We start from the raw sequence: 12,674 nt of genomic DNA, 5'->3' as shown, positions 1-12,674 counted from the left end.
ATAATGCGCATTGCAATTCTTTCCAGAAATCCTCGTCTTTACTCTACTTCACGCTTAGTCGAAGCTGGGCAGGCTCGCGGGCATCAGGTTGACGTTATCGATACCATGCACTGCTACATGGATATCACCAGTGCGCGACCGTCTGTTCGCTATAACGGTAAGCGACTTCCTTATTACGATGCCGTGATTCCGCGAATTGGCGCGTCAGTAAGCTTTTACGGAACGTCGGTTGTTCGCCAGTTTGAAATGATGGGCACCTACAGCCTTAATGAATCAGTGGCTATTAGCCGCTCGCGAGATAAATTGCGTTCATTGCAGCTTTTGTCTCGCAAAGGTATCGGCATGCCTAGGACAGGCTTTGCACATCACCCTGACAAGATTGACGACGTTATCAAAACCGTTGGCGGCGCGCCGGTTGTTATCAAGCTGCTAGAAGGTACGCAAGGTATTGGAGTAGTGTTGGCTGACACCCAAAAAGCGGCCGAATCGATCATTGAAGCATTTATGGGTCTTAACGCCAGTATTTTGGTGCAAGAGTTCATCAAGGAAGCTGGCGGTGCAGATATTCGTTGCTTCGTGGTTGGCGGAAAAGTTGTGGCAGCTATGAAACGTCAGGCAGCTCCTGGGGAATTCCGCTCAAACCTTCACCGCGGCGGCCAGGCAAGTTTAGTTCGCTTAAGCCCAGCTGAGCGTAAAACGGCAGTAGACGCGGCAAAAACAATGGGCCTTAACTGCTGTGGCGTAGACATTCTTCGCTCTAATAACGGCCCTGTGGTAATGGAAGTAAACTCATCGCCTGGCCTTGAAGGTATAGAGAAAGCGACAAACAAAGATGTCGCCAATATGATTATTGAATTTATTGAAAAAAGCGCTGAACCGCACAAAACAAAAACCCGTGGAAAGGGCTAGCGCCCTTTAACCTTTGCTTTGCAATGACGTAAATATAGGAAAACGTTAGTGGTAAATGATGTTTTAAGAATTGGGGGTGAAAACGTTGCTCCTGGCGAAACAAAAAAAATTGAGTTAGAAATGCCGCCGCTGTACACGGCAACCAATATGAGCATTCCCGTTTATGTAAAGCGAGGAAAGCGACCTGGCCCAATTATGTTTGTTAGCGCGGCCATCCACGGTGACGAGCTAAACGGTATTGAAATAGTAGGTAGACTTATCCGTTCAAAAGCAATTGAGCGTTTAAGGGGAACCCTTATTGCAGTACCTATGGTCAACGTTTATGGCGTATTAAACCAATCTCGTTATTTACCCGATAGACGCGATTTAAACCGCAGTTTTCCAGGAAGCAAAAAAGGCTCACTTGCGGGCCGTTTGGCTAACTTGTTTTTCAAAGAAATAGTAAGTAAATGCGACGTAGGCATAGACCTTCACACGGGAGCAATTCATCGCAGTAACCTGCCTCAAGTTCGTGCTGACTTAGACGACCCAGACGTATTAGAAATGGCGAAAGCGTTTGGGGTACCTGTTTTACTTAATGCAGAACTGCGCGACGGTTCGCTACGCGAAGCAGCCAGTGAGAGCGGCGTAAAAATCTTACTTTACGAAGCGGGTCAAGCGTTGCGCTATGACGAATTTTCGATTCGAGCAGGCGTAAGAGGTATTATTAATACCATGCGTCACTTGGGCATGCTAAATAAGAGCCGCAGTAAAGGGCACAGCATTGAGCGCTTTATAGCACGTCAAAGCGGATGGGTACGCGCACCAGAAAGTGGTTTCGTGACGCACTTAGCGCAGCTTGGCGACCATGTAGCAAAGGGCGATAAACTGGCTATCATTGCTGACCCATTTGGCAATTACTTAGACAGTCTTGAAAGCCCTGCCGAAGGTGTTGTAATTGGTAAACAAAATATTCCGCTTACTCAAGAGGGTGAAGCGGTTTACCACATTGCATACTTCTCAGAGCCTGATACTGTTGCTGAACATGTTGAATTATTACAAGACAATTTATTGCCACCAGAACAGGGTCCTGTTTTATAAAATTGGTAGAAAAACTGATGAACAATAAAAAAATTGTTGGTGCGGTAGAACTGTGTGATTTACCTAAACTTGCGATCACAGATTTAAACGTACGCGTTGATACAGGCGCGGCAACATCGTCACTTCACGTTGATAACATTGAAGAATTTGATCAAGACGGTGAGCTCTGGATTAAGTTTGATATACATCCGGACATTCACAACGTTGAACGCGTAGTGCGCCGAGAAGCGCGTGTAGAGGGGCAGAAACGCGTAAAAAGCTCAACTGCTACACTTGAGAAGCGCTATGTTATAATTACGCCTATAATAATGGACGGGTACCAATGGGATATTCAATTAACCCTTACGGACCGCTCGGAAATGACCTATTTAATGTTACTCGGAAGAGAAGCAATGAGTGGGCACTTTATTGTAGACCCCGAATACGATTTTTTGCTTACGGGGAAAGATTAGCATTACAAGTAAGCCATAAGGGAAATGTTAGCTGGATCCCTTGGGCAACTTGCAGTAAGGCATGCGCTTAGTGCATGAAAAATACAATATGGATGTTACGAAAAAAGCCCTAAGCGTTGTCGCTTTGCTAGTAAGTGTATTCACTCAACACAGTGTTAACGCCCAACAGCAAAACACAAATGAGGTAAGTACTGACTTACCTCATACCGTTCTTCGCTTACCAAATGTCCATCCCGGGCGAGACGCTGTATACGCCTATGCAAAACGCCTGCTTACAGAATCACTTCGCGTGACCGAAGCCCAGTACGGTACCTTTGAACTGATTGTCAGCGACCAAGAAACCGCGCAAGAACGTCAATTACGCAGCCTCGAGCACAACATGCTGGACGTAACGTGGAGCGTTACATCAACAGAGCGTGAACGCCAGTTTCTTCCCATTCGCATTCCCATTATGGCCGGACTGTTTGGTAAGCGTGCATTGTTTGTAAGAGAAGACGACACGCGGTTAAAAAGTGTAGAGTCATTGGAAGAGTTGCGGGCCTTTAGAGCGGTTTTAGGCTACGACTGGCCAGATACAAAAATTTTTCGCGCAAACGACATTCCTGTTCTAGAAACGACTTATCGAGCTTCATTTCGCATTGTCTCTGAAGGCTTTGCTGATATGTTTCCAAGAAGTGTTATGGAAATTAAAGAAGAACTCGCTGATAAGGCGCTCTCACGCGGTCTGACTATCGATGATCACCTTATCATTTCATATCCAAGCCCCATCTTTTTCTTTGTAGGAAGCGACAATCAAGCGCTTGCCGGGCGCATTGCTGAGGGCTTGCTCATACTGTTCGAGACAGGTAAGTTTCAAGAACTACTGTTAGCTCATGAAAACTTCAGAGAGGGAATGGCACTGATTGAAGGGCGAACCGTCATTGAGATTAGCAATCCACTGCTAAGTGAACAGAGCCGCCTGGCATTAGAGAAGTTTTTACCTGAGTTTTCTTCGTCACAAGCGATGAAGCAGTTTGACGCTACTGAACGGGTGGCTCCAGTTCAAGTTGTGAAGCAATAAGTACCGCTTGCGTGCGGTTGTTTATGCCTAACTTTTTGAAGATCGCCGTTACGTGGGCTTTAACAGTAGCTTCGGCTATATCTAAGTTAAAACCTATTTGCTTGTTTAGCAAACCGTCTCGCATATAGCAAAGCACTTTGTATTGCGAGGGTGTAAGCGATGCTACTTTGTCCGCCAACTCAGAGAACTCTTCGTTCACCTCATCAACGTTTTCACTTAAATTATCAGGTAGCCATACATCGCCATCTAATATTGCTTCTACAGCGTTTGCAATATCTTGCGCACTGGCTGTTTTCGGGATAAACCCAAGCGCGCCTACGCTGATTATCTTTGAAATAAGTGTAGTGTCTTCCGTACCAGAAACTACGGCAACAGGAAGTTCGGGAAAGAGTTTTCGAATATGAAGCAGACCAAATAAGTCGTTGCTACCCGGCATATGTAAATCAAGTAACAACAAGTCGATATCCTCATTATTGAGAATATCGACCGTAGTGTTAAGGTCTCCCGCCTCTTTAAGGGTTAAGGCTGGAAGTGACAACGACAACGCGCCTCTTAGTGCATCGCGATACAGCGGATGATCATCAGCGATTAGAAGGGTTATCATTGTCTATATCCTTAGTTTCTACTTATTTAGACGTTCCTCTATCAGTGTATCAACAACCGATGGATCCGCCAACGTAGATGTGTCACCTAATTGCTCATGCTCATTGGCGGCAATTTTACGCAAGATACGGCGCATAATTTTACCTGAGCGAGTTTTAGGTAGCCCGCGTGACCACTGAATCATATCTGGTGTGGCAATTGGGCTTAACTCTTGGCGTACCCACGCTTTGAGTTCTTTAGTAAGGGCTTCATCTGCTTCAACCCCTTCATTTGGTGTTACATAAACATAGATCCCCTGCCCTTTAATGTCATGTGGGAAACCAACAACGGCAGCCTCGGCCACTTTAGGGTGGGCAACAAGTGCACTTTCAATCTCAGCGGTACCCAAGCGGTGACCCGATACGTTCAACACGTCATCCACACGACCGGTGATCCAGTAGAAGCCATCTTCGTCACGACGTGCGCCGTCGCCCGTGAAGTACACGCCTTTGTATGCGCTGAAGTAGGTGTTAATAAAGCGTTGGTGATCGCCGTAAACCGTGCGCGCTTGACTTGGCCAGCTGTCTTTAATTACTAGGTTACCTTCTGCTACGCCTTCAAGCTCTTTGCCGTCAGCGTCAAATAGCGCCGGCTGAATACCGAAGAATGGGCGCGTAGCTGAACCCGGTTTTAGCTCCGTGGCGCCAGGTAGAGGCAGAATCATGTGTCCACCCGTTTCTGTCTGCCACCATGTATCGATGATAGGACAACGCCCTTTACCAATAACTCTGTGGTACCACTCCCATGCTTCTGGGTTAATTGGTTCACCCACTGTGCCTAGTAAACGCAGCGAAGATAAATCACACCCTTCTGCTGGAACGTCACCATGAGCCATTAATGCGCGGATAGCAGTTGGCGCGGTATAAAGACTATTTACCTTGTACTTCTCTACGACCTGCGCGATGCGTTTAACATCTGGATAGGTCGGTACGCCCTCAAAAAATACTTGTGACGCAGCGTTAACCATTGGTCCGTAAACCATATAGCTGTGACCCGTGATCCAGCCCACATCAGCAGTACACCAGTACACATCATCATCTTTATAATCAAAGGCATACTTAAAGGTCATTGCGGAATATAGTAGATAACCACCTGTGGTATGTACTACACCTTTTGGTGTTCCGGTAGAACCTGATGTGTAAAGAATGAACAGCGGGTCTTCCGCATTCATAACCTCTGGCTCACATTGCGCAGATTTACCCTCTACAGCATCGTGCCACCACACATCGTGCTTGTCATTCCAATCAACATCTCCACCCGTTAGCTTGTGAACTAAAACGTGAGTGATAGATGGACATGCATCGCCAGCCAACGCTTTATCTACATTCGCTTTTAACGGAATGCTTCTTCCAGCACGGCGGCCTTCGTCTGCCGTAATGACCACTTTCGCGTTGCTATCATTAATACGATCGGCAATTGCGTTTGGTGAGAAACCACCGAAAATAACAGAGTGAACGGCACCAATGCGGGCACACGCTAGCATGGCATAGGCAGCTTCAGGTACCATAGGCATGTAAATGGCGACACGGTCACCCTTTGTTACGCCCATATCTTTGAGTGCATTAGCTAGTTTACAAACTTCGTAGTGTACTTGTTGATACGTGATATCTTGGCTATCTTCTGGTGAGTCGCCTTCCCAGTGAAAGGCAACTTTTGTGGCATTGTTAGCCAGATGGCGGTCAATACAGTTATAGCTGGCATTTAACTCTCCATCTTCAAACCATTTTATCGACACATCGTTTTCGCCAAACATCGTGTTTTTAATTTTGGTTGGCTTTTGATACCACTCAAGCATGGATGCGTGCTCAGCCCAGAACGCTTCAGGTTGCTCTACAGATTGCTTGTACATCTCGTCGTATTGAGATGCGGTTAAATGCGTAGACTGAAGAATGTTCTCAGGCACAGGATAAGTTTTGCTGGCGGTCATATAGATTGCCTCCAATATCAATGATGTAAAATTCTTGTTGTATGGTGAAACACTCTAGCCATTCACCCACAAAGCAAAATGAGACTTTGGTCTTAGCAGCATACAACTAAGGTTCTACTAGAAAAGTATTACGACTATAGTCTTATGCGACCATTGGCTTATTTAATTTTGAGATAATAAGTACACAATCAGCAATGTTAACGTTGAATTTACATTTATTTAACCACTTTTTTGGAACAGACACGATGAAAGCTAAAATAAAAAATACGGCTACAGCAGTAGCGCTGTGCCTAGCAGCATCTACCGGTGCAGCGCAAGCAGCAACAATCGGCGACACAAGTGTGAAATTCACAGGCTACATTAAAGTCGACGCTATGGTCAGTGACTACTCAGATGGCACCATTGCATCGGGTAGCGTAGGTCGCGATTTCTATATTCCTTCACTAACACCTGTTGGTGGCGTTGACGAAGATCCACAATTTGACGCGCACATTAGAACGTCGCGATTCCGCTTTGCTACTTCTACTCCAACTGCTGAAGGCGATACCATAAACGGTGTTTTCGAGCTCGACTTTATTGTAACTAGCGGCGGTGATGAGCGTATCAGTAACTCTTACGTTCCTCGTGTTCGTCACGCATACCTGACCTACAAAAACTGGTTAGTAGGTCAAACTTGGACGACATTCATGGACGTAGGTTCACTACCAGAATCACTAGATTTCATCGGTACGACTGACGGCATTACCTTTGGTCGTCAAGTTATGGTGAGATATACTAACGGCGGCCTTCAGCTTGCCCTTGAAAACCCAGAATCAACCATTACGCCTTTTGGTGGCGGCGGCCGAATCACAAGTGATGACAACAGCGTTCCAGACTTTGTAGCTGCCTATACGTCAAAGTATGACTGGGGTTATGTTAAAGTTGCGGGCTTACTAAGACAGTTGTCTTACGACAACGCAGCTGGCATTGACGCTGACGAAACCAGCTTCGGTGTATCTGTAACTGGTAAATACAACCTGTCGAATGGCGATGACATTCGCTTTACTTTCAACACTGGTAAAGGTTTAGGCAGATACTCTGCACTTAACGCCGTAAATGGTGCAGTGCTTACTGAAAGCGGCGACCTTGAAGCCATCGACTCAACGGGTTACGGCATTGCCTACCGTCATAAGTGGAGCGAAAAAGCGCGCAGTAGCATCATGTTCTCAGCGTTTGAAGCAGACAATGATGTGTCACTCACAGGCTTGAATACCACTGAGAGCACTTATAGTACACGTGTGAATTACTTGTACTCGCCAACTAAGGCGCTAACCGTTGGTGCTGAATACGCTTTCGCAAAACGCGAAATTGAAGCAGGCCTTGAAGGCGACATGAACCGCTTCCAAGTATCGGCTAAGTATGCGTTTTAATTAAACGCTGCAGTTCAACAAAAACGGCGCTTATTCAAGGCGCCGTTTTTTTGTATCTTCAGAAAGCTTGCGTGCGTTCAACGAGGATATAAGCGCGTTTAAAAGCCTAGGGGATACTGCCTTAGCACGTTGTGAATGTCGTCTAACGTTTCGCTTGAAAGGGAAATATCAAATGCGTCGATATTCTCTTCAAGTTGAGGCAGGGTTGTAGCCCCAATAATTGTGGAGGTAACACCTGGCACTTGCTTACACCACGCTAACGCAAGTTGTGAGGGTGTAATTCCCGCTTTTTCAGCGATTTTCATATACTCAGCGGTAGCCGCCTGCGCTGGCGCTTTGTCTCTAAATAGTCCCATGCGCTGCGCTAGGGTCCAACGACTTCCTTCTGGTCTTGCGCCACCCTGATATTTACCACTTAACATGCCGGTTGCCAGTGGAGACCATGGTAAGTAAGCAATATTCTCTAGCTCACACATTTCAATTAAATAAGGCCAGTCTTTCGCATGAAGTAAGCTGAATTCGTTTTGAATAGAAACAGGAAGCGGCATATCCAGCTCTTTGCAAAGCATAAGGAAAGCGTGAATTCCCCAAGGTGTATCGTCTGATAAACCCCAATGCCTAATTTTTCCTTCGTCTAATGCGCGTTTAATACCTATAAGAATATCGCGCATTCCATCAAGCTCTTTTTCTCTGTTGGTTTTCGTTGGATCAGCACCATCTGGCCAGTGTTTGCCAAAGTGAGGGGTTACTCTGTTCGGCCAGTGCAGTTGGTAAACGTCGATATAATCAGTTTTCAAACGCTCTAACGAGTAAGTAAGCGCGTTAGCAATTGCACCGGATGTAATAGGCCCAGCGTTACGAATATACTTCAATCCGCTGCCGGCAATCTTTGTCATTAAGATAATATCTGAACGCTTTGACTCATTACGTGAAATCCAATTACCAATAATGCGCTCTGTGTCGCCATAGGTATCAACATTTGGGGGAACCGGATACATTTCGGCGGTATCGATAAAATTCACGCCCTTATCAAGAGCAAATGCTATTTGTTCGTCCGCATCTTGTTGGGTGTTTTGAATGCCCCATGTCATTGTGCCCAAGCACACGTCCGACACTTGTAAATCGCTGTTTCCTAAGCGGTTAAACTTCATCTTTGCTTATACCTTGTTCATGCAATAATGAGTCGACCGCTTAAGAAATAAAAGTGCCCTTCTGTAATTATGAGGCTTTCTTAGTGGCCAACTCGGCTTCTACACTGGCTAGTCGCGCCTCAATATCTCTTTTAGACTCGACCATCTCATTCGCCAACTCTGCGAGTGACTTTAACTCTGCAAACCCTAACTTTCGCGTATCAATCATTTGATACTGACGCTTGCAACGATAAAAGAAAGTAAGAAAGTTAACAAATGCACGGTGAAAAGTCGCAAAACTCTTGATCAATACCAGAATTAACACGACAGAAGTTAGCGCGGCAATACTTAAGCTGTAAATACGCACTTGGCCTTCTTGTTGTTCAATCATCGGTTGCAGAGCGGTATCAACGCCTTTTAGCTGAGTCTCAACGTTATGGGCACTTTGTCTGAAATCGCCACGAAGGCCTTCGTTGTGAGTAACGCCAAAGGTTGTAAACGCATCCACTAACTGTAGAAGTGCTTCTCTATATTGAACTACAAACTCACCATACCCCGTGTTATTGCGGTAATCAGAGACCAAGCGCTCACTCATTTCATTCATCAGCTTGGCATAGTAGCCTTCATGCGTTATTTGGTAATTTCGCGTGGCAAGCTGGATATTCGTTAATAATTCTCTTGCTTGTGGAGATTGAGAAAGCGGCCCTTCATTAAGCGTTTTTTCTAGCTCAGATATACGTCCTCTAAGTCCATCACTTTGGGTAAGTCCAATGCGCTCTTGAAGTGACACAACCTGTTGAAATACTCCTCTGTAGGCTTCCATCGAAGCAGACAGACTTTCTACATCCGCAACAGGTAGGCGATATTCGTTAAACATAGGTACAAGCGTAGTCAATCGTCCCTTGAACGAATAAGACTGTTGAAGAAATTTATCAAAGTAATCTGTGTCGTGGCGAAGTAAAAAATCCTTTTCGTGTCTTCTCATTTGAAGCAAATCTTGTCCCATTCTAAGTAACGCATCGCGCTGCTGATTTAAGCCAATCAGACGCTGCGTGAAGTAATGCTGACTTACCACCAGCATGCCCATTCCAATCACACATATAAGGGTCATTAAGACCAATCGAGACTTAATTGAATCAAACTTCATGACGAACTCCTCTTGGGAGAAAACTGATCGAAGAAAACATAAACAAAAGCTAATAAGTGTTTAAATTTCGCCAACATACATCACTACTATAGGTGCTAAACCCAACATTTTTTATTAAACCTTTGTAGCAATTTTGTACGTTTAAATATTAAAAAAAAATCGCACAATTAGGGTGAAACCCCTATGTTCGAACAAAATTCAAACGGCCACTATTAAGGCGTACTTTGCTGCGATGACGTAAATCGACAAACGCCGTGTTTTAGCTCAGCCAAAGGCGCTAATACCATGCGCCCTGACAATAAAAACGCGTTCGAAAATGCTAACGACAAAGCCAGTTAAACATTTGTCTTCAGCATCAATGAAAAAGCGCAGCCTCAAGAATTTGGAGAAGAATATGAAGAAGTTCGCCCTATCTACGTTAGCTGCAGCTATGCTTGCAAGCCCTTCAGCCTACACGCTTGCCGATGCTTATATCGGTTCACAAATGGCTGAAAAACTTGTATCGCTATCCCCTACCGAATCGCTGATGGCTGTTGTTACGTATGATCAAATGTCGCCACTTGCCGAGTCACAAATTACTCAGCTGTTGAACTTGGGCATTACAGAAGGTATTCAATTCAAAAACCTTCCTATTATTGGTGTGGTGGCAACCAAGGCGCAAATTGAGACTATCGCCCAATTCGACGGTGTACGCTCGGTTTTCGCTAACCGTGAGATGAAGCTATATAACGCAGATGCGCGCGAACTTACCGGTGTAGCAGATTTGCAGGGCGAGGGATTTGCGTCGCGAAACAACGTTGAATTTACTGGTAAAGGCTCAACTGTTTTAGTTATAGACTCAGGTATTGATGCTTCTCACCAAGACCATTTCTTTGGTGACACCGTGGTTGATAACGTTCAAGCAATATTGAACCCAGGGGCGCTTTCCATTGTTGGCGTAACAGGCCCAACACTATCGAATCAGGTAAATACAGATCTAAATTCAGGGCACGGTACGCACGTAACCGGAACTATCGCGGGTAGTGGTGCAATGTCTGATGGCAAACACCGCGGCGCAGCGCCAGATGCTGACATCATCGGTTATGGTTCGGGTGCTGCAGTTTTGCTTCTAGATACTATAGGCGGCTTTGATTACGCTATAAGTAAGCAATATACCTTCGATAACCCTATTAAGGTTATCAGCAACTCTTGGGGTTCTAGCGGTAAATATGAACCACTCGGCCCTGTATCGTTAGCAAGTTACAAAGCGCATACAATGGGAATGATAAGTGTTTTCGCGGCTGGTAATAGTGGCCCGGGTGAAGACTCACACAACCCATACGCTCAAATTCCTTGGGGAATTTCAGTAGGCGCAGGTGACAAGTTTGGAAAATTGGCTGGCTTTTCATCTCGTGGCCTAAAGGGCGAGTCTGGTGATTTTACCATGCCGGATGGTACGCAATGGACGTATAATAACGAAGTATCAATTGTTGCACCTGGTGTCGACATTATTTCTACTCGCGCTGTACTTAACGCTGCTGCAAATGGCGGTGATGCGGATGTCGATGCAATTGAACCGCAGAATCTTCCCTTCTACACGATGATTTCTGGCACCTCTATGGCTACGCCTCACGTTTCTGGCATTATCGCTTTGATGCTAGAAGCAAATCCAAACCTTGATAACGCAACCATTAAGCGCCTACTTCAAGAGACAGCCACTAACATGCCTGGCTATGAGCGCTGGGAGGTGGGTGCAGGTTATGTAAACGCGCGTTCTGCAGTTGCCGCAGCATTGCTTGAAGATATGGATCATAAGGTTACGGTTAATAACCTTGATGGCAAGAGCTTCAAGGCAAATGCACTAGTCACAACCAGCGATCGTGTGGAAAACTTCGATATCTTTTATTCACCCGTTGGTGAGCCTGAAGTGATTCCTTTTGAGGTGGGCACAGATGAAGTACTTGTTAAAGCATCGGCCGACACATTTGCGAACCTGACCAAATTAGTATTGGTGGCACCTGATGGTACCGAGTATCGCGGTAACCTTACAACGCCTGTACTTACCACAACCATGCGCGTTGCTGCGCCGGCCATGCCTGGCACGTGGGGCATTTATGTTTACGGGCTAACTTCACTTTCTGGTATTGAAGCCGACCCATTAGGTTTGACTAATGGCCCGGGTCTACCTGAAACTTTCAACGTAACGGTATCGTTTGAGAACAGTGGTGGGTTCGAGGGAATGGATGACGTAGTAGGCCACCCTCAGCAAAACGCCATTGAGTTTGCCGTGAGTGAACGCCTTATGGACGCCATTAATAGTCGCGGCTTCTCACCAGATGCACGCCTAAAGCGCAAAGACTTTGCTCGCTACGCCGTAATGGGTGGAGCAGTAAGACAATACCGTGACCTGCTAAACGAAGAACGTCCTAATGTTGGTTCAGTGCCTGGTTTTGACAAAGCGTTTATCGAGTCAGTAATGGTTAAAGGTGGCGCGCTAAAAGATAAGCTTCGTACACAGGCTCCTGTACTTCGCAGTGAAAATGGTAGTGCTGACCCGTTCGCAAGTGTTACTAAGCTAGATATCGCTTACTCACTGGTACAGATGCTTGGTTTGGAAGAAGCCGCACTTAGTTTTGACCCTAACGCCGACATCGTCGTTGACTATAACGGTGAGCAAATTGTGCTGGAAGATCAAGACAGTATCCCTGCTGATATGAAAGGTTATGTGCAACTTGCGCTTACCCTGTCATTGATCAACGCTGAGTTTGGTGTAGAGCAAAGCCCATTTAGCTTGACGCCAACCATTACCGCGAGTTTTGCGCCTGATACAGCGATAACCAGAGCACATTACGCAGTACTGGCATCACGCTTCTTTACGCAGTACTTCGAATAAAATCGCAAACCACTGAAAATGGTGCCATTATAATAATTGATAATGG

General features: G+C 45.7%; 10 protein-coding genes. 6 read left to right on the top strand and 4 right to left on the bottom strand.

The features are described from left to right. Positions 1 to 3: 3 nt before the first annotated feature. The 4 genes from rimK to BGK61_RS12855 all read left to right on the top strand — a co-directional run bounded on the left by rimK (position 4) and on the right by BGK61_RS12855 (position 3,501). On the top strand, positions 4 to 909 hold the full coding sequence (gene rimK / locus BGK61_RS12870) for a 30S ribosomal protein S6--L-glutamate ligase (protein WP_014999654.1): 906 nt from the start codon (positions 4 to 6) through the stop codon (positions 907 to 909). 48 nt (positions 910 to 957) lie between these two features. Next, positions 958 to 1,989, top strand: coding sequence for a succinylglutamate desuccinylase/aspartoacylase family protein (locus BGK61_RS12865; protein WP_076010857.1), 1,032 nt, complete (start codon positions 958 to 960; stop codon positions 1,987 to 1,989). 17 nt (positions 1,990 to 2,006) lie between these two features. After that, a complete protein-coding gene (locus BGK61_RS12860; RefSeq protein WP_076010856.1) occupies positions 2,007 to 2,441 on the top strand; it encodes an ATP-dependent zinc protease family protein in 435 nt (144 codons plus the stop codon). A gap of 70 nt (positions 2,442 to 2,511) precedes the next feature. Then, on the top strand, positions 2,512 to 3,501 hold the full coding sequence (locus BGK61_RS12855; RefSeq protein ID WP_076010855.1) for a type 2 periplasmic-binding domain-containing protein: 990 nt from the start codon (positions 2,512 to 2,514) through the stop codon (positions 3,499 to 3,501). Here BGK61_RS12855 and BGK61_RS12850 read toward each other — a convergent pair. Together BGK61_RS12850 and acs are read right to left on the bottom strand one after the other, a co-directional pair. Further along, the gene (locus BGK61_RS12850) at positions 3,461 to 4,105 is read right to left on the bottom strand and encodes a response regulator transcription factor (RefSeq protein ID WP_014999658.1); all 645 of its coding nucleotides are present in this window, start codon (positions 4,103 to 4,105) and stop codon (positions 3,461 to 3,463) included. The two genes, BGK61_RS12855 and BGK61_RS12850, sit on opposite strands and share 41 nt — an antisense overlap. Before the next feature lie 18 nt (positions 4,106 to 4,123). Further along, complete coding sequence (gene acs, locus BGK61_RS12845) at positions 4,124 to 6,070, bottom strand: acetate--CoA ligase (RefSeq protein WP_076010854.1); 1,947 nt, start codon at positions 6,068 to 6,070, stop codon at positions 4,124 to 4,126. 245 nt (positions 6,071 to 6,315) lie between these two features. Here acs and BGK61_RS12840 point away from each other — a divergent pair, with 245 nt between their 5' ends. Further along, complete coding sequence (locus BGK61_RS12840) at positions 6,316 to 7,479, top strand: DcaP family trimeric outer membrane transporter (RefSeq protein WP_076010853.1); 1,164 nt, start codon at positions 6,316 to 6,318, stop codon at positions 7,477 to 7,479. Between the two features lie 98 nt (positions 7,480 to 7,577). On the opposite strand, the gene BGK61_RS12835 is transcribed toward BGK61_RS12840, so the two are convergent. Together BGK61_RS12835 and BGK61_RS12830 are read right to left on the bottom strand one after the other, a co-directional pair. Beyond that, positions 7,578 to 8,630, bottom strand: a complete 1,053-nt coding sequence (locus BGK61_RS12835) for an aldo/keto reductase (RefSeq protein WP_076010852.1) — start codon at positions 8,628 to 8,630, stop codon at positions 7,578 to 7,580. A gap of 67 nt (positions 8,631 to 8,697) precedes the next feature. Beyond that, positions 8,698 to 9,756, bottom strand: a complete 1,059-nt coding sequence (locus tag BGK61_RS12830; RefSeq protein ID WP_076010851.1) for a chemotaxis protein — start codon at positions 9,754 to 9,756, stop codon at positions 8,698 to 8,700. 394 nt (positions 9,757 to 10,150) lie between these two features. Between BGK61_RS12830 and BGK61_RS12825 the strand changes: the two genes are divergently transcribed. After that, positions 10,151 to 12,628: a S8 family peptidase gene (locus BGK61_RS12825; protein ID WP_076010850.1), complete on the top strand. Its 2,478-nt coding sequence runs from the start codon at positions 10,151 to 10,153 to the stop codon at positions 12,626 to 12,628. The last annotated feature ends 46 nt before the right edge of the window (positions 12,629 to 12,674 follow it).

It is taken from the genome of Alteromonas abrolhosensis (assembly GCF_001953635.1).
GTDB classification, from domain to species: domain Bacteria; phylum Pseudomonadota; class Gammaproteobacteria; order Enterobacterales; family Alteromonadaceae; genus Alteromonas; species Alteromonas abrolhosensis.
This window is presented reverse-complemented; position numbering and strand designations above follow the sequence as displayed.

What these genes read in the sequence shown, in the direction of transcription:
- acs (WP_076010854.1), bottom strand. Translation starts at nt 6,070, where the DNA reads ATGACCGCCAGCAAAACTTATCCTGTGCCTGAGAACATTCTTCAGTCT.
- BGK61_RS12825 (WP_076010850.1), top strand. Translation starts at nt 10,151, where the DNA reads ATGAAGAAGTTCGCCCTATCTACGTTAGCTGCAGCTATGCTTGCAAGC.
- BGK61_RS12860 (WP_076010856.1), top strand. Translation starts at nt 2,007, where the DNA reads ATGAACAATAAAAAAATTGTTGGTGCGGTAGAACTGTGTGATTTACCT.
- BGK61_RS12830 (WP_076010851.1), bottom strand. Translation starts at nt 9,756, where the DNA reads ATGAAGTTTGATTCAATTAAGTCTCGATTGGTCTTAATGACCCTTATA.
- rimK (WP_014999654.1), top strand. Translation starts at nt 4, where the DNA reads ATGCGCATTGCAATTCTTTCCAGAAATCCTCGTCTTTACTCTACTTCA.
- BGK61_RS12850 (WP_014999658.1), bottom strand. Translation starts at nt 4,105, where the DNA reads ATGATAACCCTTCTAATCGCTGATGATCATCCGCTGTATCGCGATGCA.
- BGK61_RS12840 (WP_076010853.1), top strand. Translation starts at nt 6,316, where the DNA reads ATGAAAGCTAAAATAAAAAATACGGCTACAGCAGTAGCGCTGTGCCTA.
- BGK61_RS12835 (WP_076010852.1), bottom strand. Translation starts at nt 8,630, where the DNA reads ATGAAGTTTAACCGCTTAGGAAACAGCGATTTACAAGTGTCGGACGTG.